At 54.3% G+C, this 21,746-nt stretch carries 26 protein-coding genes, 1 pseudogene and 1 riboswitch; of the genes and pseudogenes, 9 read left to right on the forward strand and 18 right to left on the reverse strand.

Features of this window, described 5'->3' with window-relative positions; translation table 11 throughout:
* Nucleotides 1–52: 52 nt before the first annotated feature.
* The 12 genes from JJQ72_RS08455 to JJQ72_RS08510 form a co-directional block, all read right to left on the reverse strand.
* A complete protein-coding gene (locus JJQ72_RS08455; RefSeq protein WP_208203371.1) occupies nucleotides 53–1,441 on the reverse strand; it encodes a glycosyltransferase family 4 protein in 1,389 nt (462 codons plus the stop codon).
* 156 nt (nucleotides 1,442–1,597) lie between these two features.
* Nucleotides 1,598–2,716 (reverse strand): CgeB family protein, encoded by a 1,119-nt coding sequence (locus JJQ72_RS08460; RefSeq protein ID WP_208203372.1) that lies wholly within the window; start codon nucleotides 2,714–2,716, stop codon nucleotides 1,598–1,600.
* Between the two features lie 35 nt (nucleotides 2,717–2,751).
* Complete coding sequence (locus JJQ72_RS08465) at nucleotides 2,752–3,852, reverse strand: CgeB family protein (RefSeq protein ID WP_138224986.1); 1,101 nt, start codon at nucleotides 3,850–3,852, stop codon at nucleotides 2,752–2,754.
* Nucleotides 3,853–4,049: 197 nt separating this feature from the next.
* On the reverse strand, nucleotides 4,050–4,355 hold the full coding sequence (locus JJQ72_RS08470) for a hypothetical protein (RefSeq protein WP_138224984.1): 306 nt from the start codon (nucleotides 4,353–4,355) through the stop codon (nucleotides 4,050–4,052).
* Between the two features lie 4 nt (nucleotides 4,356–4,359).
* Complete coding sequence (locus JJQ72_RS08475; RefSeq protein ID WP_138224983.1) at nucleotides 4,360–4,653, reverse strand: hypothetical protein; 294 nt, start codon at nucleotides 4,651–4,653, stop codon at nucleotides 4,360–4,362.
* Nucleotides 4,650–4,961 carry an alpha-helical endospore appendage domain-containing protein gene (locus tag JJQ72_RS08480; RefSeq protein WP_208203373.1) on the reverse strand — a complete coding sequence of 104 codons (312 nt, stop codon included), beginning with the start codon at nucleotides 4,959–4,961 and terminating at the stop codon, nucleotides 4,650–4,652. Before JJQ72_RS08480 ends, JJQ72_RS08475 begins: the two co-directional genes overlap by 4 nt.
* A gap of 46 nt (nucleotides 4,962–5,007) precedes the next feature.
* Entirely contained in the window at nucleotides 5,008–5,346 is a 339-nt protein-coding gene (locus JJQ72_RS08485) for a nucleoside-diphosphate sugar epimerase (RefSeq protein ID WP_138224980.1), read from the reverse strand.
* Nucleotides 5,347–5,446: 100 nt separating this feature from the next.
* Complete coding sequence (locus JJQ72_RS08490; RefSeq protein ID WP_138227653.1) at nucleotides 5,447–6,178, reverse strand: sugar phosphate nucleotidyltransferase; 732 nt, start codon at nucleotides 6,176–6,178, stop codon at nucleotides 5,447–5,449.
* Between the two features lie 17 nt (nucleotides 6,179–6,195).
* Nucleotides 6,196–6,948, reverse strand: a complete 753-nt coding sequence (locus JJQ72_RS08495; RefSeq protein WP_138224978.1) for a glycosyltransferase family 2 protein — start codon at nucleotides 6,946–6,948, stop codon at nucleotides 6,196–6,198.
* Entirely contained in the window at nucleotides 6,945–7,874 is a 930-nt protein-coding gene (locus tag JJQ72_RS08500) for a glycosyltransferase family A protein (RefSeq protein WP_208203374.1), read from the reverse strand. The genes JJQ72_RS08495 and JJQ72_RS08500 overlap by 4 nt, the downstream gene beginning before the upstream one ends.
* A 2-nt stretch (nucleotides 7,875–7,876) precedes the next feature.
* On the reverse strand, nucleotides 7,877–8,698 hold the full coding sequence (locus JJQ72_RS08505; protein ID WP_208203375.1) for a glycosyltransferase family 2 protein: 822 nt from the start codon (nucleotides 8,696–8,698) through the stop codon (nucleotides 7,877–7,879).
* Nucleotides 8,699–8,772: 74 nt separating this feature from the next.
* The gene (locus JJQ72_RS08510) at nucleotides 8,773–9,909 is read right to left on the reverse strand and encodes a glycosyltransferase family 4 protein (RefSeq protein ID WP_233281162.1); all 1,137 of its coding nucleotides are present in this window, start codon (nucleotides 9,907–9,909) and stop codon (nucleotides 8,773–8,775) included.
* Nucleotides 9,910–10,067: 158 nt separating this feature from the next.
* Here JJQ72_RS08510 and JJQ72_RS08515 point away from each other — a divergent pair, with 158 nt between their 5' ends.
* The gene (locus JJQ72_RS08515) at nucleotides 10,068–11,180 is read left to right on the forward strand and encodes a YheC/YheD family endospore coat-associated protein (RefSeq protein ID WP_208203376.1); all 1,113 of its coding nucleotides are present in this window, start codon (nucleotides 10,068–10,070) and stop codon (nucleotides 11,178–11,180) included.
* A gap of 108 nt (nucleotides 11,181–11,288) precedes the next feature.
* Here JJQ72_RS08515 and JJQ72_RS08520 read toward each other — a convergent pair whose 3' ends face one another.
* The 3 genes from JJQ72_RS08520 to JJQ72_RS08530 form a co-directional block, all read right to left on the reverse strand.
* Complete coding sequence (locus tag JJQ72_RS08520) at nucleotides 11,289–11,687, reverse strand: helix-turn-helix transcriptional regulator (RefSeq protein WP_138224968.1); 399 nt, start codon at nucleotides 11,685–11,687, stop codon at nucleotides 11,289–11,291.
* Nucleotides 11,688–11,874: 187 nt separating this feature from the next.
* A complete protein-coding gene (locus JJQ72_RS08525) occupies nucleotides 11,875–12,564 on the reverse strand; it encodes a hypothetical protein (RefSeq protein ID WP_208203377.1) in 690 nt (229 codons plus the stop codon).
* Between the two features lie 266 nt (nucleotides 12,565–12,830).
* Nucleotides 12,831–12,974: a hypothetical protein gene (locus JJQ72_RS08530; RefSeq protein WP_175415218.1), complete on the reverse strand. Its 144-nt coding sequence runs from the start codon at nucleotides 12,972–12,974 to the stop codon at nucleotides 12,831–12,833.
* Nucleotides 12,975–13,204: 230 nt separating this feature from the next.
* Here JJQ72_RS08530 and JJQ72_RS08535 point away from each other — a divergent pair, with 230 nt between their 5' ends.
* The 6 genes from JJQ72_RS08535 to queF all read left to right on the forward strand — a co-directional run bounded on the left by JJQ72_RS08535 (nucleotide 13,205) and on the right by queF (nucleotide 17,095).
* Entirely contained in the window at nucleotides 13,205–13,657 is a 453-nt protein-coding gene (locus JJQ72_RS08535) for a hypothetical protein (protein ID WP_208203378.1), read from the forward strand.
* Nucleotides 13,658–13,670: 13 nt separating this feature from the next.
* Nucleotides 13,671–14,375: an AIM24 family protein gene (locus JJQ72_RS08540; protein ID WP_138224962.1), complete on the forward strand. Its 705-nt coding sequence runs from the start codon at nucleotides 13,671–13,673 to the stop codon at nucleotides 14,373–14,375.
* 84 nt (nucleotides 14,376–14,459) lie between these two features.
* A riboswitch (PreQ1 riboswitch) is annotated at nucleotides 14,460–14,503 on the forward strand.
* 121 nt (nucleotides 14,504–14,624) lie between these two features.
* Nucleotides 14,625–15,302, forward strand: a complete 678-nt coding sequence (gene queC / locus JJQ72_RS08545) for a 7-cyano-7-deazaguanine synthase QueC (RefSeq protein WP_138224960.1) — start codon at nucleotides 14,625–14,627, stop codon at nucleotides 15,300–15,302.
* The gene (gene queD, locus JJQ72_RS08550) at nucleotides 15,299–15,790 is read left to right on the forward strand and encodes a 6-carboxytetrahydropterin synthase QueD (protein WP_138224958.1); all 492 of its coding nucleotides are present in this window, start codon (nucleotides 15,299–15,301) and stop codon (nucleotides 15,788–15,790) included. The genes queC and queD overlap by 4 nt, the downstream gene beginning before the upstream one ends.
* Nucleotides 15,783–16,562, forward strand: coding sequence for a 7-carboxy-7-deazaguanine synthase QueE (gene queE, locus JJQ72_RS08555; protein WP_243895962.1), 780 nt, complete (start codon nucleotides 15,783–15,785; stop codon nucleotides 16,560–16,562). Before queD ends, queE begins: the two co-directional genes overlap by 8 nt.
* Nucleotides 16,563–16,597: 35 nt before the next feature.
* Nucleotides 16,598–17,095, forward strand: a complete 498-nt coding sequence (gene queF, locus JJQ72_RS08560) for a preQ(1) synthase (RefSeq protein ID WP_138224954.1) — start codon at nucleotides 16,598–16,600, stop codon at nucleotides 17,093–17,095.
* Nucleotides 17,096–17,237: 142 nt separating this feature from the next.
* Here the strand turns inward: queF and JJQ72_RS08565 are convergent, their stop codons facing one another.
* The 3 genes and pseudogenes from JJQ72_RS08565 to JJQ72_RS20730 all read right to left on the reverse strand — a co-directional run.
* Nucleotides 17,238–17,702, reverse strand: coding sequence for a Dps family protein (locus JJQ72_RS08565; RefSeq protein ID WP_138224952.1), 465 nt, complete (start codon nucleotides 17,700–17,702; stop codon nucleotides 17,238–17,240).
* Nucleotides 17,703–17,828: 126 nt separating this feature from the next.
* Nucleotides 17,829–19,295: a potassium/proton antiporter gene (locus tag JJQ72_RS08570; protein WP_208203380.1), complete on the reverse strand. Its 1,467-nt coding sequence runs from the start codon at nucleotides 19,293–19,295 to the stop codon at nucleotides 17,829–17,831.
* 494 nt (nucleotides 19,296–19,789) lie between these two features.
* Nucleotides 19,790–20,284, reverse strand: a pseudogene (locus JJQ72_RS20730) (general stress protein); the annotation flags it as partial.
* 197 nt (nucleotides 20,285–20,481) lie between these two features.
* On the opposite strand from JJQ72_RS20730, the gene JJQ72_RS08580 reads away from it, so the two are divergent.
* Both JJQ72_RS08580 and JJQ72_RS08585 read left to right on the forward strand, forming a co-directional pair.
* The gene (locus JJQ72_RS08580) at nucleotides 20,482–21,435 is read left to right on the forward strand and encodes a class 1 isoprenoid biosynthesis enzyme (protein WP_138224946.1); all 954 of its coding nucleotides are present in this window, start codon (nucleotides 20,482–20,484) and stop codon (nucleotides 21,433–21,435) included.
* A 69-nt stretch (nucleotides 21,436–21,504) separates the two neighbouring features.
* Nucleotides 21,505–21,744 carry an NHLP leader peptide family RiPP precursor gene (locus JJQ72_RS08585; RefSeq protein ID WP_138224944.1) on the forward strand — a complete coding sequence of 80 codons (240 nt, stop codon included), beginning with the start codon at nucleotides 21,505–21,507 and terminating at the stop codon, nucleotides 21,742–21,744.
* Nucleotides 21,745–21,746: the final 2 nt, after the last annotated feature.

Here is a 21,746-nt window from a genome sequence, read left to right on the forward strand (position 1 = left end):
GTGTGCTCCTTATCATCGTAGTCCGGGGCTGACCCATGGACAGCGCCCGGCTTCAGCCGCGCCTTAGCCTGCTTCGCTTGTCTGTACGCGGCAAGCTTTTGTGCCGGCTGCGCGTCCGGCTGGGGGCTGCAGTCAACCGGCGGCGACGGGCTTTGGCACGTACACGAAGCGACCTCCGGCTCCTGCCTCGTTTGACCGGCACCGCCCGCGCGCTGCTTTTTCTTCGTTCGGCCCCCTTCTGGAAGCCTAGAGGTCTCTCCAGCACCCAGCGGCTGATAAGCTCCTGCAGCCGCATGCGGTACATTTGCGGACCGAATATACCCAGGACATTGCCCCGGCTGCTTTCTCCTAAAGCCCGGCACGATGCGGCATCCTCCAGCAGACCTTGCACCGCATCCGCCAGTGCGCCGGGATTTCCCGGCTCGGCCAGCAGCGCCGGGCTCCCTGCCGCCTCCAGCAGCTCCTTTAACCCGCCGTGGGCATAAGCAACGACCGGCTTGCCATGTACCATACCCTCCAGAGCAGTCAGTCCAAAGCCTTCCGGCACCCGGCTTGGCACCACAAGAATATCGAGGGCGCTGTACACCGGCTCTAACTGCTCCTGACTGCCTGTGATGAGAAAACGCTCCGCAGCGCCAGCCTCGGTTATCCGGGCCTGGAGCTGAGCATAGTACTCCTCCTGCAATACGCTGCCGACAATCCAGAACCTGGCTTGCGGGTTACGCTCCTTCAAAGCGATTCCCATCTCGACGAAATCCGCGATCCCTTTATTCGGAACGAGAAAGGAAGAGACGACACCGATCAGCGGCATCCCGGCATCTACGCCGAGTGCAGCGCGCTGTTGCTCCCGAAGCTCAGTCCAGGCTGCAGGCTGCAGCTCCTCTTCATTCCAGGAAGGGTACAGCACGAAGCACTTGGAGCTTCGTACAGGCTCACTAAAGCACTGGACCACGGATTGAGAGATCCCGAGAATCCAGTCGCTAAAGGTATCAATGAGCGCTGCCGATTCCTGCAGAAATCCGTTATCCATCATCACCTCGTTCAGCTTCCAGATGACCGGGATGCCCAGTGCCTTTCCGGCAGCTGCCGGAAGGTAATGAACACAGGTATTGGTCAGAATAAGATCTGGCGCTTCCTTCGCCATCCAGCGGACCAGCCTCCGGTAGACCGGCTTTGTTCTCATCCGCCGGGCCTCCTCCTTCAATTGCGGCGAAGGCGTATACACGCTGTACAGCAGTGGAAGGGGCCAGATTCTAACAGGAACGCCAGACTCCCGGGCCAAGGCGGTGAGACGCCCCTCTCCCGGAGCCACCAGCACACAGTCAAAGTACGGCAGCAATTCCCGGCAAAAAAACAGCAGCAGCTTTTCCGCACCGGTAATGCTGTCAGGATTGGATAAGTGAGAAAACAATAGCAGCTTCGGCTTTGAGCTCATAACCATCCATCACACTCTGCCGCTTGCGATACTCGCGCAGGGTGCGAACTTCACCTCCTCCGGACCCAGTTGGTACAATATATTACAAGGACAGCGGCGGTGTAACGACGCTTGTTCCCCTCCATTCAACCATTTCAGGCGGCGACAGCTTCATGTCGCCGGCTATGCAAAAATCACCGACAGCATCCGTTCCAGCCGGTGGGCGTACGTATGCTCTTTCAGCGTCCGCTCCAGTCCCCGCAGCGCGATTTCTTTGCGAAGCGGCTCGTTGGCCACATAATAGGCGATTTTCTCCAGCAGCTCAGCCGGAGACCGAAAGGTATCCATCTCCACGCCGGGCGTGTAGAAGCTGGCCAGATCCTCCCGCTCATCACAGAGCTGAAGCGTTCCGCAGGCGCCGATTTCAAAGGTTCGCGGATTGGGAGAAGCTGCCTGAATCCGGCTGGTATTCTGGTTGATGGCAGCATCATCAAAAGCCCGGTGCAGATTCACGACGATCTTGGCACTGTTGTAGACGTCTGCGGTCTCCGCCGGTCCCATCCATTTATTCATTTCAATCCTTGTGCCATATCGACTGTAGCCCGGAAGCCGTTCCCACCAGTTCCCGTTAATGTGCATATCAAATTTCATCAGCTCCTCCATAATCGGACTGAAAAATTCAATCCGCTTCGGGTAGGCCGTCCCGATAAAGCTCACCTGCCTGCGGAAGGCAGTCGGCTTTGGAATCGGGCGGTAATGACCGGGATAAGCGGCAAACGGAAGGTAGGCAACCCTCGGGCAGCCCAGATTTTGATAGTAAGCCACACAATTTTTTTCTAAGGTAAAAACGTAATCATAATGCATGACCCAGCCTGCCGACATATCTGCATAGTAGGGATCATCCGTCATCCATACGGCGGTAGGGATGCCCATGCTGCGAACCTGGTCTACCTGATCCGTCGGTAAAAACATCCCGTCCAGCACAATCATCACATCCGGCCGGCATCCGGCCGCTGCGGAAGCGACATCCGCTCTGGAATCCGAGAGGGTAACCTGCCGGACCATGCTCTGCAGGGTCGCAAATACTGCTTCATCAATTGGCGAATACGGATAGCCTTTACCGGACGCAACATACAGCACGTGGACGTCCCGCATTGCCGGCGTAAAGTGACTGCGCTGCGTGTACGCCTGCTGCTTGCCTCGAAAATATCCTTCCTCATAGCCCTCGCGCTGCCCCGCCTCCCGGCCCTGAAGATAGGCTAGAGCTCCCGGAGTCTGCGGGGAAGGCATTTTGTTACGCATGATCACCACTCTCCCTCTTTCCTGAAGGTTTCAACTCATGGCTGCACAGCCTGCGCCAGAATCTCCAGAAGCTGAGGCAGCCTGTGCTTATACGTGTGCCGGGACCAGGTCGTCCGGAGCCCGCGTACTGCAATATCCAGCCGCTCCTGCTCCCGGGATAAATAATGCTCCAGCTTGTGCTGCAGCTCTCTAGCATCGCGGAACGTCTCGATGTCCACGCCCGGCTCGTAATAGTGATACAAATCCTCGCGGATATCGGTGAGCTGCAGTGTTCCACAAGCGCTGATCTCAAAGGTCCGAGGATTAATGGACCTGCCCGGCAGACCCAGGCTGTTCCGGTTATCGTCTCCGATCCCTGCAGGCCGGTGAAGATTAATGACAATTTTCGCGCCATTATAATACTTTGCCGTTTCCGCTGGTGGAATGAATCCGCTTTTTATACAGGGGGACAGCTGTTTGTAACGCGTCAATCGCTCCCAGAACCCGCCGATAATGCGGACTTTTTTGCCGGATAAATACGGGGCCAGCTCATCAAACAGCGCAGCCCGGTTACGAAAGGCATTGCCGATAAAGCAAATATCAGACTGATAGTCCGCCCCTGCCGGGATCGGGGCAAAGATGCCGGGATGCACCGCCAGCGGCATATAGTGCACCCGCTCCGCACCTAATGAACGATACAGCTCGGCACAGCTCAGCTCGTGGGTGAACACCAGATCATAGTGCCGGCACAGCACAGACGTCTCCTCCGTAAAATAAGGATCGTCCACAAACCACACGGCGGTTGTGATGCCAAGAGAGGAGACCTCCTCCAGCTGCATCGTCCAGTCCTTCGGAAACACATGCAGCCCGTTCATGACCAGAATGACGTCCGGTCTTTCCTTGCGGGCAGCCTCCAGCATGCCCTCCGGACTCACCTGAATCCATTCTCTCACCATCGTGCTGAGAGCGGCTTCGATGCCGGCATCAATCGACTCAAAGCCTTGGGGAATGTACATGAGCTTTAGATCCAGCTGAGGCGATGCCGGGTCGGGAATCCGGTCTGTAACCGCCCGGCACAAGCCCAGCCGGTATCCTTCCAGAAAGCCCTCCCTATAATGCTGCTTCCTCCGGTCTGCTTGCTTGAGTCTCTGCTTCATCCGCTTCACCCTGCTTCATTGAATTCCTATACCAAAATGGTTCCATAAACTATATGCCGGCAGGACGGATGCATCATGGACGGATGTCCACAGCCGCCGGAAATTGGCGGATGCCCGCTTCTGCGGAGCCCGCAAGCAGCAAAAAAAGAGCCGGGGAAGACTTTCCGCACAGCTCTTTACGTTCAAAAAAGCAATTTTTATACCTTCAGCCCGTCTTCATAGCCCTTGGCAAATCCGGAGTTAAAGCCTTCATCATAGGCCTGGGCATAGCCGGTTGCATAAGTCGGGTTGAACGTCAGTCGGCTGAGTCTCTGCTTGACCGACTTGCTTCCCGGCCTCCTGCGGGCCTTACGGCGCAGCTTGGCACGGACGATCGACTTTTTAACAGCCAAGGTCCGTCTGACCTTCTTACTGCGCAAGGTCCCTGGTACACTGCGGCGGGACGGGGTTCGCCGTCCCGGCTTTCTCGCCCGGCCCGGACGCGCAGATCGGGATGTCTTCATGCCGTTACCTCCTACCCTGTGGTCTGGTTTCCCGCCCGGCAATGCTGGCCAGCCAGACAGGAGCAGGTGCGCCCTCCTTCACCCGGTTAAAGGAGATCCCTGTCAGCATCTGAGACATGACTTCCTGATATTGGGTCAGCAGGCGAATATTCTCCGCAAGCTTCTTCACCGTCACATCGGAGAAGGAAGCCGATTCGGCAATCTGCTCCAGCATGTGGGCCAGCGCATGCTGACTGCGGGCGATTGAAGCGACGAGCTCCGCCTTGGCCTCCTGCTCCCGACGCGTTGAACGGCTCATTTCTCTGCATCCCCGAAATCAAAGCCTTCAAAGCCGGAGGCCTCCGAATCCTCGTCTCCTGCCTGCAGCACTGCTCTGAGGTTCCGGCACAGACCGGAGCTGATCCGCGTCAGGCCCTCGATCTGCTCTACAATCTGCTCATGGATCGCCAGCGGCTCCTGCAGGGTATCCACATTTCCGCCGTAAGTAATGACCCACTGCTTCACTTTCTCCGCTTCCACCGCTTTGCCCGCCAAAATGAGCGCTGTCTCCCGCTGGATGGACACTGCGGCATCCAGCATCCGCATCAAAGAATCATTTCTGCTCATATACGCCTCCGCTTGACTGCCTTGTGCCTTGGTATGCCTGCCTGGATTATTCCTCGCTGTCCCCGCCCCGCAGCTCCTTCATGACCATCTCCAAATGATCCGCAGCCGCCTGCTGAAAATCAGCCATCACGTTCAAATAGGCTGCAATGCTGCCATTGACCTGCTGGATCTGTTGAATAAAGCCTTCTGCGGCATCATCGCTTTCCCGGCTCCCGGGCTTCCCTTCATTTCCGGCGACTCCAGACCGAGCACTCCAGTCATCCGGCATACCATGTACCACTTGAGCCATCCGCACGGCGGCATGGCGCTGGGCCTCCAGGATCCGCGCCATTTGCTGCTGCGAATGGGACAGATGGTTCATAAGCTCGTCAATCTTCTGCTCCATGCAGGCACCTCCCATCTATGGACAATAGCACCGGTACGGTATGGTACGGGTTTCTCGTTTAACATATGCACGACGGGCAGAACCGGTTCCGAACTCAGTCTTACAGCGTCACATTTTTCATCTTCAACGAAGCCTCCGCCAGGGATTCAAACGTGCCGGCATCACACCACCACTGTGTCAGCACATCATACTCAAGCCTGCCTTCACCCGCATACAGATTGTTCACATCGGTAATTTCCAGCTCTCCGCGCGCCGAGGGATGGATGCGTTCAATCCATTGGAACACCGCATCATCGTACATGTAAATCCCTGTCACGGCATATTGACTTTGCGGCTGCTGCGGCTTCTCTTCAATCCGGTCAATCTTCGAGCTCTGCTCTGCATTGAAGACAGGAACCCCATAACGATGCGGGTCTTTTACCGGACTGAGCAGCACGCGTGCGCTGCCTGCCGGCTGCTTGTTGAAGTTTCGAAGATAGGGCTGCAGATCATCCAGAAACAGGTTATCTCCCAGCAGCATCACAAATTTTTCCCCCGGCAAAATAAAGCCCTTTGCCAGCTCCAGCGCCTCGGCAATGCCGCCGGCCTGCTCCTGAACTCGGTAGGTCAAGCGCACTCCATGCTTAAGTCCATTCTCAAAATATTCAGCGTATAATCCCAGTGATCTAGCGCCTGTAATGAGCAGTACCTCTGTAATGCCTGCAAGGCGGAGTCGGTCGATGCCATAGGCAATCATCGGATACCGGCCTACCGGCAAGAGGTGCTTGTTCATCAGCTTCGTCAAAGGCGCAAGCCGGGTGCCGTTTCCGCCAGCCAGCAGCACTCCCTTCATCTTCACCATCGCCTCCATCAGGTTATGAATGTGCGGGGATCACAGCCCCATTTTTGTATAAACCGCTTCCGGTTCCGGGCAATTAAAGCCCGCATTCCCCGGGGGTAACGCCGCCGAAAGCTGGCGCTTCCCTCATGATGCACGAGAACATCTCCGGCCAGAATCAGGCGGTAGCCCTTCTTTCGCGCTCTGTAGCAGTAATCGTCATCTTCATAATGGCCTGGTGAGAAGCCTTCATCGAGCAGGCCAATGCTCTGTGCAACCTCCCGTTTGAACAAAAAGCATAATCCGACAATCCGCTGCACTTCGCGCCACCGCGCGGGATTACTCCGGTTGTGGCGCTCTGCCTCTACAAGAAAGCCCTCGCGGTTCTTATAGCTCACCTTCACCTGCTGGATGCCGCTCGCATAATTGGTGACCGGACCGGCGATGCCATATTCGGGCCGGCTGTATAAGGCCTGCGTCAGCAGAGACAGCCAGCGCGGGGAGACAAGAACGTCGTTATTGAGCAGCAGCAGCGAGTCGCCCCGGGCAGCGCGCAGCCCATAATTGCAAGCGGCGGGGAAGCCCAGATTCTGCGGCAGTGAGATCAGGAAGAGCCCCTCCTGTAAGCAATATTCACAGGTGCCGTCCCGGGAGCCATTGTCAACCACAATGATCTCGTAGGCTGTGTCGGTATATGTCCGAATATGCTCTACACAAGAGCGCAGCAGCTCCAGGCCATTGAAGGTAGGAATAATGATGCTCGTCAAGCGGGTTATACTGCTCATCGGCGGTTCCTCCTGGCGGCGAGCACTTTGCGGGAAGGCGGCGCCAGGGTTAGCGATGGACCGAGTCTTTCCATCATGCTGCCCAGCGCCTCCAGATAGTCACCGATGAGGATCTCCTCTGCAAGGGAGGACTCAGACATGTCCATGTCCATGTCCATGCCCTTCTCTGATTCTTTTGTGGACTCCGGTGCCAGCGGGGCAGCGCTGACAGCCCTGATCTTCAGTCCCCCGGCCAAAGCCAATCCATGCGCCTTGGCCGGGGTCGCGAGACGGAAGCTTCCCATACACTGAATGGCCCGCCGGCTGAGCGCGTGCGGCAGCTCAGTAAGCGAGCTGGCATTCAGATCCTCCCGACCCATGATCCGGTTCAGAAAGCTTCGGACACGCATTTCCCGGCTTTGATGCTTGAAAGCCGGAAGCCGCCCGGAAAGATCCTGAAGCACAACATCCGTACCTTGGCTGCAGGCCTCTATATAAAGGGCCAGCTCCTCTTCCGTCACGATCCGATCTCCGGGCATGAACATGACAATCTCTCCTGTGCTGACCTCCGCACCCAAGACATGTGCTGCCCCCGCAGACAAGATGTCCGGCTGATTAATCACAATAGCCCCTTTACAGGAACGGGCGTGTTCGAAGGCTTGGGATTGACTTTCGTCCAGCACAATAATGACCTCATGCAGTGACATGGAGAGGAGGCTCTCCACCACTTCCGGTGCGTAAATCATTCCGTTTCCTACGACCACCACGGCAGAGACCCTGCGGTCCTCCTGCAGCTTTCGCTGCTCTATAGGAAGCTTGAACGCCTTGCCAGGCGGCCGCCTGCGAGCACAGCTTCTTCTCCTCCTTGCCTCTCTTCCTTTCGAAGGATGCAGCATCTCAGCAGCTCTTTTCAACCTCGATTTACGTTTGTGGCTTCTGGATTTCATGTTCATGTGACCACCTCAGTTCGGGCTTTTTCCTCTCTAGCGGCGGCATCTAAGGAAACTGGAAAGCCTCCCCGGCAGCCCTTGCTCCGAAAGAGTTTCTGTAAGGCTTCCAGATGATCACTCAGCACGAGCGCTTCCAGCGGATCACGGCCGTGAACCCGCCGAGGGTTCATTCTTCCAACCTCAACCCGGTGCACCCGCTGCACCTGAAGCCCGGACATCATGGCAGCAGCCTGGGCACGGGGAGGCACCGAAAGGGCTGGCGCGGTAATGATTTCAAGCGCTTTTCGGCTAAGTGCATGCGGAACCGCCGTCATAGAAGCTCCGGCAAGCTCTGGCCGCCCCAGTGCAATGTTCAGCACGTGCTTTGCCAGAATGACACGGTGCACGGGCTGCCGCTCAACCGGACCCTCATAGTCATTCAGGGCGACATCCACCCCGGTAGTGACAGCCTCTACGAAACGGCGCAGATCCCGGGACGGAATTACCATATCTCCATCGATAAATAACAGGACCTCCCCCCGCGCAGCCCCCGCACCGACGCTTCGCCCTACATCATGCCCCAGCGGGGTTCGAAACGTCAGCACCCTTGCCCCTGACGCCCGGGCGATTCTCGCCGTATGATCACTGCAGCCGTTGGCAACCACAATGATTTCTGTGTCACGGTGCACCTGTGCAGCTTCCCTGATGACTCTCGCAATGGTCGCAGACTCATTCATCGCCGGAATGATGACCGATACATACGGCCTCTGAGCAGCAACCGTGTCGTCCTTCTTATGCCAAAGCTGCAGAGGCGCTTTGCGGCTTCTCCATCGCTTTACCATCTACATCCCTCTTTTTATGATGCGACATTTCATCTATCTTATGGTATGTCAGCAATGCAGCGCGGACACGGCTTCTATACCCGCTGCATCAGCTGCGCCCAGCGTGCGGCCGTCAGATCCCAGCGGAATTGGCGATGGCAACGCGCAAGCCCTGCTGCTCCCATACTTGCCCGCAGTGACTCATCGCCCAGAAGCCGGTTGATTGGAGCTACAAGCCCCCAGGGCAGGCTCTCGGGCGGAACCAGCAGCCCGCTGACGCCGTCCTCTACAACCTCAGGTATACCTCCGGCCGCCGCCGCTACAATCGGTAGGGCTGTTGCCATAGCCTCCACATTAACCAGACCAAAGGCTTCCCGTGTAGAGGAGGGGACCACCATTACGTCACCCAGGGTGTACCAATGAACCAGAGCCGGAAACGGAACATAGGGCTGAAATGTGATCCAGGGAGCCACAGGCCGTGCGATCTGCTTCAGCCTCCGTACATAAGCGGTTTCGCGGTCGGAGCTATAGCCTGCACTGCCGATAATGAGGACATGTACATCCGGATGCACCGCAATAATGCCCGGCAGGGCCTCGATAATATGATGAACGCCCTTCTCCGGAATCAGTCGCCCGACAAAGAGAAGAATCTTCTTCCCCTCCCAGCCCCGCTGCGCCAGCTGCAGACCTCGCAGCGCTTCAACCGCCGGCGTAAACCGCGGCGTGAAGTCCTCTGGCCTGACGCCAAGGTGATTGACTATAATTTCCGGCGGCATTCGCCTAAAACCGGCTTCAATAAACTGTTTGAGATATCGGCTGTTCACGATAATACAGTCCGCTTGACCCAGTGCAGCCTCGAACTGCCCCGGCTTCAGGCTGGGGGGGCGAATGAAGGTGTTGGAATGGAGATTCAGGACCATCTTGACACCCGGAAGCCTGGCCTTCAGCTTCTGTAGTATAAAGGGGCGATTGTTCACCTCCACCACCTCTGGCCTCCAGGACGTCAGGCCTCGAACCAAGGATTTATGATAGGAAGCAGCCGGCAGCCGGATGCAAGGAACTCCATGCACGTATCCTTTTAAGGAAAGCCCTCTTCCTCCGGTTCCATAGATACGGATGTCCAGGTCCTGACGGGCAAGCGGAACCACCTGTTCAATGACCCGTTCCACCGAGCTGCTTCTTGCTGAAGGAATGACGAAGGAACCCGGTGTAATGACCGCGACTTTTCTCATCCCGCAGCCTCCTTTCCTATTGCATATGGTACCGCTCTGCTGCATGTCAAAGTGAAAAGATAGGCCTGTGGAATCCGGCACCCGTCCATCCCGAAGGGGCTTATCTCCCATACAATACAAGGAGAATACACCGAATTGATCAGGAGGGAGGCTGGTCCATGAAGCCGCAATATGTCGGTATACTGCTCAACAGCTCAGCGTATCTCGGAATTCCGGAAGGGTCTGCAGGGACGGAATCTATCCCCTGCTACGAAGAAGCAGCCGCAGACCTGGGTCTTATCCCGTGCTTTTTCCGGATTACGGACATTGCGCTGGACACGCGAACCGTACTTGCCTGGACGCCTGGTCATTCAGGCTATGTACAGACAACCGTTCCGCTGCCGAAAGTGATTCACAACCGATCTATACTGCAGCGGCCAACCCATAAAAAAATCATTGAGCACTTGATCACGTCAGGCATCTATGTCTTTAACGCCTATAATCGCTATGGAAAGGATCTTGTGCATCACATGCTGGCAGAGCAGCCGGAAACCCTGTCCTTGCTGCCCCATACAGCCCCTGCCCGCCCTAGCTCCATTGCGCTAATGTTGAAGAAGCACCGCGATGTGATTGTAAAGCCCTGCAGCGGCAGCGTCGGACTTGGCATTATGCGGCTGCAGCGCGGCCGGCAGCATGACCGGTTTACCTATTCTACGTCCTCGCCGTCTGCAGCCGCTTGGCGTAGCGCACCTGCCCGGCATGGACGCCTTCCAGCCTTGCTGCGCCGCCGAATTTCCCGGCAGCCCTTTCTCGTCCAGGAACGCATTCCGCTGGCAAGGTACGGCGGCAATCCCTATGACATCCGGATTACGGTTCAGCGGGGGGCGCAGGGGACCTGGGAGGTCACCGGCATGTTCGCCAGAACTACACCGCAAGGAACCTTTGTCTCAAACATTGCCCAAGGGGGCATTCCGCTTCCTATAGAAGGAGTGCTTAGAGATTCGTTCCCTGCCATTCCCGCCTGCCAGCTGGTGGAGCGGCTGGAGCACTTCGGTCTCCGGATTGCCGCAGCGCTGTCGCGCCATATGCTATACGCCGCCGATTTTGGCATTGACGCAGGCCTTACGTCTGACGGACGCCTATTCTTTATAGAATGCAACGGCAGGGATCAGCGTTACGGATTTCAAAAAGCCGGGATGACTGAGGTATGGAAGGAGACCTACCGCAAGCCGATGGCCTTTGCCCGCTATCTGCTGAAGCACAGGGCATGGCCGGAAGATGATTTCCGCTAAGTACAAATATGGCCGTATCAGGATCTCTTTCCTGATACGGCCATATTTATAGTCATCTTCGCTCTGCAGACGATTCTGTCTAGATGACGAAAGTGAAACGTCAGCAGTTTATTGATCGGCATCCGGTTCTTCATCCCGTTCTCCGTAGATCTCCATTTTCTCTGTGCTTTGCTTATAAACCGCAGCCAGTACCTTCTCATAAGCGGTTTCAAAAGCCTCCGGCAGCCGAGGCTTCAGCTCATCGAGCAGAGGCAGGCTCTTGAAAAGCGCCTGAGCCTCTTCCTCTGTCAAGCCTATTGGATACATCGCAAAATGCCCGATAAAGGTATATCCCTTTCCCCGTCCCATGTGCATGATCGGTATATGCATACTACTCAGAGCATCCATGTCCCTGTAGATCGTTCTTTCGCTGGTTCCACAGCGTTCAGCAAGCTCCCGGGCCAGTATGCCCGGCCTTGCCTGGACAAGCGTAATGATTTTCATGAGTCGGATCAGTCGGTCTGTCATATCTATTCTCCCTATCTTTCTAGTTAATTAGACTTAGTGAGTAAGTCTTTTGCTCTAGTCAATTCTACCTTTAGTAACCATTTTCCTTCTTCACCGACTATTTTATATAGAACTTTTTACCTGTATAATATAATCTATTTTTAATACAAAAGTCCCTTAATTGCAAACTTTTCCCGTTCAATAGTCCCTAGGCCTGAAGTGTAACCGCATACGTTTCGCTCCATTGCCGGGCAAGCGCATACATCCATTCCGCTTCTTTAAGCAGCTCTGCATCGTTCCAGCGAAGCGCACAGAGCAGCATTTCATCAGCCCGCCTGCAGATCAAATCCTCGCCTTGTCGGGCTTTCCCCCGCTCGAACAGCTTGAACGCGCGCTCTAGCAGAAGCGGGTTCTGCAGCATTCGAAGATATTTATCGACCTTTGTATCCATCGCGGGAACCAAGACGGACGTATGGTTGCTGAACTGCAGGTGCAGACGCACCGCAGGCGTCATCACCTGCACCCAATAATCATCACGATAGCTCCAATACAGCTGCAGCACGGAATGCTGGCCGGAAGCCCTACCCTCCAGCTGCAGCTGCAGGATGGCCTGCCTTTTCAAGTCATTTCGAAGAGAGCCGACCGCCATCACAGCGTAATCACGGTCCACCCATTGCAGCGGAGATCCCAAAGCTGTGATGAGCTGGACACCGCGATCAAGCTTGATATGAAGCTGAAGATTGGTCAGCCCTTTGCCCGCGCCTCTGCTTCTGCTCATGCCTGGCTGCTCCTGAAGCCCCCATTCTGCCAGTAAATAAAGCGGATAAAATCCGCCGGCTGCTATATGCTCTCTACTCCATTTATAATCTGTATACAAGCCAGACTGCACTTTCTCCACCTCTTTCCTCTTCTTTTAATACTGTACCAAGACGCATCGACAGCTTTCTGTCACGGAACATTTGTTCCTACGCCACTTTTTACACTAGTGTTCCATTTCTCCCGAATTCTTCCCGTCGTTGACTCCCAATAAAAAAAGAATGCTGTAGATATATACGCACCCTCTACTCGATCGGATTAGCTTTTGCTTGGTGAAAATCAGGCATTAAAAAGCCCGGGAGAACCTCCCGGGCCGTAATTGCGCTTATTCCGTTGTAAACGGCTTGGTTACATTGCAGCTTTCGGCTGCAGTGCAGCGGTGTAGCTGCTTTTGTCTACCGGAGCATATGTCGTCTTGTCGATCCACAAGCCGCTGCCTACCGGCTTTCCGTTCACGGTAATCATAATTTTCTTTACATTATTGTCATTCATGCCTGTTCATTCTCCTTTATAGGTACGGTTCTATATATTTGGATAGGTTATCTGCTTTCTTCAGAAGGCCTTGCTGGCTTGCACCTAATATACATACCCCTGGGAGCAAACACCGAAACAGGTTGCTGTGATGGTGCTCTGCTATAGAATAGGTTAATATATTGTAGAAACTTGTCGCGCATTTTAAAGGTATAATGTGGCTATCTACTTGAATTTAAGGCGGTGATCCCATGGATAAGCCCCTGTTACAGAAGCTGACCCTGGCGCTCCCACTCCTGCTGGCCGCAGGCACATGGCTCCCGGGAGCTGTCGAGCGTGCAAGCGCCAATTTTTTCACAGATGCCTATCATAATATACAGCAGTTCACCGATCTGCCCGGCGAAATTGACGAGCTGAAGAGCAGCTATCAGCAGTCGCTTGAAGAGCTCGATCAGGTGCGCGCCGACGCGGAGCTGTATCGCCAGCAAAACGAAGCGCTCGCCGAGCAGAACCGGCAGCTCAGCCTGATGGTCCAGCAGCTTCAACAGGCTGAGGACTCCAGACAGCGGGCCGAAGAAGCCCGGCAGCAGTCTGCTGCTCGAATCCGCACGACAGCCTACACCGCGGCAGGCCTGCTGGCCGGCTACTTCATTCTGACCCGGGCGCTCAGATACGGCATGCGCCGGACGAACCGCAGAGCATAAAGGAGGAACAGGCGTGAAGATCCGTTTGGAGGAAACCCCCGGAGGCGGAGCCGGACAAGCCGTTACCTTTTCACTACAGGAGGGCGATCTGGTTCATATTTTGCACCCGGAGCAGATCATCGCTTACCGCGGACCCTCCCACGGACGCCATGACCGCCTCATGAATGTAAAGGGCATCTACCGCAAGAAAAAGCTGCTGCGGGCCGACATGAGCGGCCCCTGTCAGTTTACCGCGGCACTCCCGGCAGGCATCGGCATGAGGGAAATTCCTCTGCAGGATCAGGAGGATATGCTGTATGATTTTCGTCATGTGTTTTTCTACACGCAAGGCGTCAGCATGCAGTCCCGCTTCCTGAAGATCAAGAATATGTTCGTCACCCGGGATGCGATCAAGATGAAGTTCAGCGGGGAAGGAAGCATCGGGATTCTGACGCAGGGCCCTGTTTGCCAGGTCAAGCTGCATCCGACAGAGCCGATTTATGTCGATGCCGGCAGCATGATTGCCTATCCCGAGAATGCGCAGCTCGACCTGACCGTTTATGGCAACCATCTCGCCAGCCAGCATATGAATTATCACTGGAAGCTGACCGGGGAGGGATATGTCCTGTTTCAGGCCGGGAGGCAGAACAGCCGCCTGGCTGAAGAGATGAATGACGAGAGCGTCATCCGGAGATTTTTAAGGGAAGTCATTCCATTCGGCGGGGTATTTATCAAATAGGCGAGATCTGCTATAATACCACGAGCAAGGCTGCAATTGTAAAGACTGACCTTGCACCTAATTGAAGACAGTCCATGCCCTGGCATGGGAGAGGTTCGCGAACTCCCTCTATAAAAAACTATACAGCCTTTTTTTCCACTGCATGGAAAGGCTTGTTTTTTAATGGCTACAGTTCAAGAACTTCTCTTTCTTCCGTCCCGCCCTGGTGTTCAAGCCGGAGCTAACCTAGAAGAATGAGAGGTTTTTTTTATGTTAAAGCAAGAGAAAGCGTTCGTCGTATTCAGCGGCGGACAGGATAGTACGACCTGCCTGTTCTGGGCCAAGCAGCAATTTGCAGAGGTAGAAGCGGTCACGTTTGATTACGGGCAGCGACACCGTGATGAGATAGAATGCGCCCAGAGCATTGCCCGGGAACAGAATATCAAGCATACGGTGCTTGATATGAGCCTCTTGAACCAGCTGGCTCCCAATGCGCTGACCCGGAGCGAGATCCCGATTGAGGAAGGCGACAATGGACTGCCGACTACGTTCGTGGACGGCCGGAACCACCTGTTTCTGAGCTTTGCCGCTGTGCTGGCCAAACAGAACGGTGCCCGGCACCTGGTCACCGGCGTATGCGAAACGGACTTTAGCGGTTATCCCGACTGCAGAGACAGCTTCATTAAATCGCTGAATGTAACACTCAATTTGGCCATGGATTATCCCTTTGTCATTCATACTCCGCTCATGTGGCTGGATAAGGCCGACACCTGGGGACTGGCAGATGAGATGAACGTGCTGGAATATATCCGCAATAACACCCTGACCTGCTACAACGGCATCATCGGTGATGGCTGCGGAGAGTGTCCGGCCTGCAAGCTCCGCCGCGCCGGCCTGGAGCAGTATTTGAGCCGCAGAGACCCTGGAAATCAGGGGGTGACGTCATGAAGCATCAGCCCGGAACCTTTCGGATTGTAGAGCAGCTGCAGAAATATGGCGAGGACATTGGTGCCGGACAGCTTCGCTATCACCAGAAGCGCGTTCTGGTATCCAAGGAATTCACCTTTGATGCCGCCCATCATCTCCACGCCTATGAAGGCAAGTGCAAAAATTTGCACGGCCACACGTACAAAGTCGTATTCGGCATCTCCGGTACACCGGATCAAGTCGGAATCACCGTTGATTTCGGTCAGATCAAGGATATATGGAAGACGAAGATCGAGCCATACTTGGACCATCAATATTTGAATGAAACATTGCCGCCAATGAATACTACGGCAGAGAATATGGTCGTCTGGCTGTATGAGCAGATGGCTCTTGCACTCTCGTCCCAGGCTGCCTTCCAGCAGCAGGCCATGCGCACGGAATTCGTGCGGCTGTATGAGACGCCTACCAGCTACGCCGAGGTCAGACGGGAGTGGATGGAGGATGAGTAGCATGCTGGAAGCCTATAAGAACCAGACTTCTTCGGAAGCTGTCGTCCGTCCGGTGCCCGTTCTGGAGGTGTTCGGACCTACCGTGCAGGGCGAAGGCATGGTGATCGGCCGCAAAACGATGTTTGTCCGCACCGCAGGCTGCGATTATCGCTGCTCCTGGTGTGACTCCGCCTTCACGTGGGACGGCTCTGCCAAGGACAGCATTGCCTTGTTGTCACCCGAGGATATTTGGGAAGAGCTCTACCGTCTTGGCGGAGAACGGTTCGATCATGTGACCATCTCCGGCGGCAATCCCGCACTGCTGCCGCAGCTCGGTTCCCTGGTGGATCTCCTGCACAGCCGCGGCATTACCGTTGCTTTGGAGACGCAAGGCTCGCGCTGGCAGCCATGGCTATCTGACATCGACGAGATCACCCTGTCTCCTAAGCCTCCCAGCTCTCGAATGGATACCGACTGGGATATTCTGGATGACATTGTATCCCGATTGTCTGCGCGAGAGCCCGGCCGAAGCTTCAGCCTGAAGGTCGTCGTCTTTGATGACCGGGATTTGTCTTATGCCAAAACCGTGCATGAGCGCTATCCCAACGTCCCCTTCTATATCCAGGCCGGAAATCCGGACGTCAGCACGACGAATCAGACAGCGCATGTCGCAGATTTACTGCTCCGCTATGAACAGCTGATTGAAGCCGTAATGGCTTCTGACCGGCTGAATGATGTACGCGTGCTTCCCCAGCTACACACGCTGGTATGGAGCAACAAACGCGGCGTATAAATCACATCTATGGGATAGAAAGAGGTAGAATGAATATGGCTGGAAGACAGCATAATGAAATGGAAGACTTGACGCTTCTGGGTAATCAGGGAACCCGGTATACCTTTGAGTACGATCCCGGGATCCTGGAAACCTTCGAGAACAAGCACCCTTACCGAGACTACATGGTTAAATTCAACTGTCCCGAATTTACAAGCCTGTGCCCAATTACAGGACAGCCGGATTTCGCAACCATATATATCAGCTATATTCCGGACATCAAAATGGTCGAGAGCAAAGCATTGAAGCTGTACCTGTTCAGCTTCCGCAACCATGGCGATTTCCATGAGGATTGCGTCAACATTATCATGAATGATCTGATCAAGCTGATGGATCCCCGCTACATTGAGGTATGGGGGAAATTCACGCCACGAGGCGGCATTTCGATCGATCCGTATTGCAACTACGGAAAGCCGGGTACCTCCTTCGAGCAGATGGCTGCCCACCGATTGATGAATCATGACATGTATCCCGAAAAAATAGACAATCGCTAAACCTTGGAAAGCTTTCTCTGGTCCGGAATACTTTCGTCCGGCAATAGACCAACATAAAGACATGGCGGTGCGGGGCTAACCTCCCTGACTCCACCATGTCTTTATGAGTTGCTTCAGATTTCACTCAGGCTGCCTCATTGGATTAACGCCCGGAGAAGGACTCCAGCATCCAGGCCTGCTTCTCTACTTCCGCCTTCATCCCAGTCAGCAGATCACCAGAGGGCTCGTCCCCCTCCTGCCCGGCTTCAACGATCCCCGCGCTCAGCTGGGCTGCAATAGTGCGAAAATCTGATGCCAGGTCTGCTGTCATCTCTTCTGCCGTCATCGGTCCGCTGTACTCCTTGACAGAAGCCAGCTGCAGGTACTGACTCATGGATGCTGCAGGAGTTCCGCCAATCGCCAGCAGCCGTTCTGCCAATTCATCCGTGTATCCAGCTGCCGCACCGTACAGCTCCTCAAACTTCTTATGCAGTGTAAAGAACTGCGGCCCTTTCACAAACCAGTGGTAAGCATGCAGCTTAACACCAAGCACACTCCAGTTCGCGAGCTGGGTGTTCAGCTGATTCTGCAATGCAGCGTTCGTACGATTCTCTTGAGTAGGGTTCATCTTCATCCCGTCCTTTATTTAAATTTAGACTTATTCTAAATCTGTATATTCATCTTAACAGATTTATTTCTATATCGCAAGCCTTTACGGCGCACTTGATATGAGGATGTGATGAAGGAGACTTTTTTATGAATGTTTGTTATACGCAGACGTCCCTACTCCGAGCAGATTTCTCATCTGCTGACGCTTCGCTTTGGAGCACATGACATATAGCGTGTCACCCTCCTGAATCACGGTGCTGCCCCTGGGAGTCAGAATCTGATCCCCTCGAATGATCGCGGTAAACAGGATATCGTCCGGCAATGCCAGCTCCTGAATCTCTTTGCCAATCACACTCATATGCTTCTGCACCTGAATATGATTGATTTCAGCCTTCCCCTTGCCCAGAGCGTACAGCTCCAGCTGCGTGGACTGCAGCAGAGGATCCGGATTGACGAGCCGCAGCAGCTTCGCTAATGGAGCAATAGTTGTGCCCTGAATGATAGCTGAGGTGAGCACAACGAAAAAGACAACATTAAAGAACATTTGCCCATTCGTAAATCCCGCCAGAATCGGATAGGTAGCAAGCACAATCGGAACTGCACCCCGCAGTCCCGCCCAGGCTACCAGCAGCTTCTCGCTGAAAGGAAAAGAGGTAAACAGCAGACTGGCCATAACTCCGACCGGCCGGGCGACACCAATAAGAAGCAGGGACAACAGCAGCCCTTCCCAGGCAATGTCCGATAGCTGATAGGGAAATACGAGGAGGCCCAGCAGCACGAACATAACAATCTGCATCATCCAGGCGAAGCCTTGATTAAAGGCAAGAATCGTGCGGCGGTAGGTCAGCTCGGTATTACCGACAACGAGGGCCATCACATATACTGCCAGAAGTCCGCTGCTCATCACCGTCTCGGCCAGCCCGTAGGTCAGGACAGCAAAGCCCATCGCCATGACAGGATATAAGCCAGAGGAGTCAAAATTAATCCGGTTAATCACGTAGACGGCCAGCATGCCAAGCAGCACTCCAACGATCATCCCGAGACCCATTTCCCGGATAAAGGACAGGACCATACCGAGAATGCCGGCCTCTGAGCCTTGAATCCATTCAATCAGAGATACCGTCAAAAATACCGCCATCGGGTCATTGCTGCCCGACTCGGCTTCCAGCGTCGCCTTGATTCTCTGCTTCAAGTTCAGTCCGCCCAGTACGGAGAATACAGCTGCCGCATCTGTAGACCCTACAATCGCGCCGATCAGCAGTCCCTCAGCAAGGGGCAGCCCCAGAATGAAGGACGCGCTGATTCCGATGACGACCGTAGTCAGAAGCACCCCTAGTGTAGCCAAAGACAATGCCGGTCCAATGACCGGCTTAATCTCTCTGAAATCCGTCTGCATCCCGCCCTGAAACAGAATAACGATCAACGCAAACACCCCGACCAGTTGGGTAATCTCCGCATCATCATAGTAGATGTAGCGGCTTAAGACCATGCCGATGACAATAAAAATGACCAGCGCCGGCATGCCGAAGCGTGAAGAAAATTTAGTCGTCAGCACACCGGTCAGCAGCAGCAGTGCCGCTGAAATAATGACGGAATCCACAAAGTTTAGCACCTGACACCCCCTCCGATCGGGTGAGCTCCGTATCTTGTCTTCGACACCCTAAAAAGGCCACCCGGAAGTATAGCTCCGGGTGGCCTTCAGCATAGAACTGGAGATATTTAGCGGCGGTCTCTGTCATTATTCAGATCATCTGCTGCCGCCGCAGCTCCTCTTTGTTCTTCTTCTGCCAGCTTGATATTCTCTGCAGAATTCGGATCCGGATTCGAAGCACCGCCATATCCGGCACCTTGTCCCTGATACAGGTTCGGATCCTGAACCGTATCCTCGGCTGCAGCAGCAACCTCAGGGTCATGGTCAAGGGTCGAGCCGGCACCGCCATATGAGGCATCTCCCAGCGAGCTGTCTCCTCCATCCCCAGCTGTGGAAGAGGCGGAGGCTTCAGCGTCTGCGCGGCCTGGTACAATACCGCTGCCGGTATGTCCAAGACTTGCATCGCGGGAAGGCTCGGGATCATCCATGCCCGTGTTCAGCCCGCCTACACCCGCATAATGATGGGCATTCAGTGTATTATTGCGGCGGAAGGTGTCATACACCCCATCCGAGCGATGATCGTCAGTATCCACAAGGACGAGAATTCGCCCTTCTTCTACGAACTCATCGTACTCCTTCGCTTCTTCTTCCGGAATACCCAGGCCGATCAAGCCGCCTACAAGTCCGCCGGCGCCCGCGCCTACGGCAGCGCCTGTCAGTGTCGCTGCAATCGGCCCTGCCGCTACGATAGGCCCGATACCGGGAATCGCTAACGCACCCAGCCCTGCCAGCAATCCCGTTACACCTCCGACGACACCGCCCGTTGCTGCGCCGGATGCAAGTCCTTCCGGTGCCTTCGTCTCCGTCTCATCGGAGATATGCTGAGCTTCATCGCGATCCTTCGCAATGACTGAAATTTCGTCTGCGCTGTATCCCTGCTGCTTTAAATCCTCAATCGCTTTTGTCGCTTCTTGTTCTGTATGAAATGCTCCAACAATTTTTTTAGACATATCGGATTACCTCCTGATTTGTGGTGCATTATTTTAGTGCTGCATATCTCTTTTATAAACGCGGGGCAAGAAGATCAAACAAAGACCTCCAATGTAAATATTTAACTTTAAAGGGATATATGATATGATCAGAAGTATGTAAAAACACTTCGCAGATAATCGCAGATCTTCTTATTTCAGGTAAAGTTGGTGACGCTATGAAATGGCTGGAAACCTATGAAAAGGACCTGACGGAAGTGTTTGCAGCATGTGAGAAGACCATATCCCAGTTTCCTTTTCCACTCCATGAGACAGGCCTCCATTATTTGAGCAAATTCAACGTGTTTGAACAGGAAAGCGCCAAGAATTACATTTGTTATCTGCTCCCCTTCTGGCTTCAAGACTCTACCAGGCTTACCCCATCCCTGTACCGCACTTTATCCTCAGCCAACATTTTCGGCATGCTTTATTTCTTCATTCAGGATGATATTATGGACAGCTCTGCCGAGTCCGCTCCTCCTGTAAGCTTTCGTACCCAGCTGCTGCTCGCCAATCTGTTCTACAATGAATTCATGAGACTGTACCGCGGCCTGTTTCCGGCAGAGAGCCCCTTCTGGAGCTACTTTGATCTCTACCTTCGAGAATGGTGTGATGGGGTTGGGTTTGAACAGGAGGGCCGGGAATTTCACATCAATCCGCTGTATATTGCCAAGAAAGCGTCTCCTGTCAAGCTGGGCAGCACAGCTGTGCTGCTGCTGGCCGGTCAGGAGGAACAGATTCCGGAAACCTCTGACATTCTGGATGTCGTTCTGGTCACACTGCAGATGATGGATGACTGGGCTGACTGGGAACAGGATCTGGCCGATGGCAGCTATAATTGCCTGCTCTCCCTGATCCGCTCCGAGCGGCAGCTGCCCCCAGATTCCGCTCTAGGACACACCGAAGTGCAGCAGGCTGTCTATCATCAGCAGGCTCTAACCCGCTATACAGACATTGCGATCGCCAATCATCAGCGCCTGCAGGATATCCCTTCCACCCTTCCACATCTGATTGATTTCCACAGCACGCTGGTCCAGCAGCTTCATGAGGAGTCGGAAAACATCGAATCCGGTCGGCAGCTGCTGCAGCATGGAGGTCTGAATTTTATTTTGTCTACTTTATCCAAAAAGTAATAGATTTTATATCAATACCATGTTATTCTATTGAAGTAATAAATAACCATTTTGAAAGGGTGATTCGTAATGACGACAGAAGCCATCTTTCAAACACAATTGATCCAGAAAGCATGGGAGGATCCAAGCTTTAAGGCGAAGCTGCTGGCAGATCCGAGATCCGCGATCAAGGAAGCGCTTGGTGTCTGGATTCCCGACCACATTCAGGTAAGAACCGTGGAAGAGAACTCTAACGAGTTCTACCTGGTTATTCCGCCGAATCCTTCCGGAGTGATCAAGTCGGAAGCCAAAGAAAAGGCAATGTGGTAACA

The organism is Paenibacillus sp. F411, assembly GCF_017582705.1.
GTDB lineage: Bacteria > Bacillota > Bacilli > Paenibacillales > Paenibacillaceae > Paenibacillus_AQ > Paenibacillus_AQ algicola.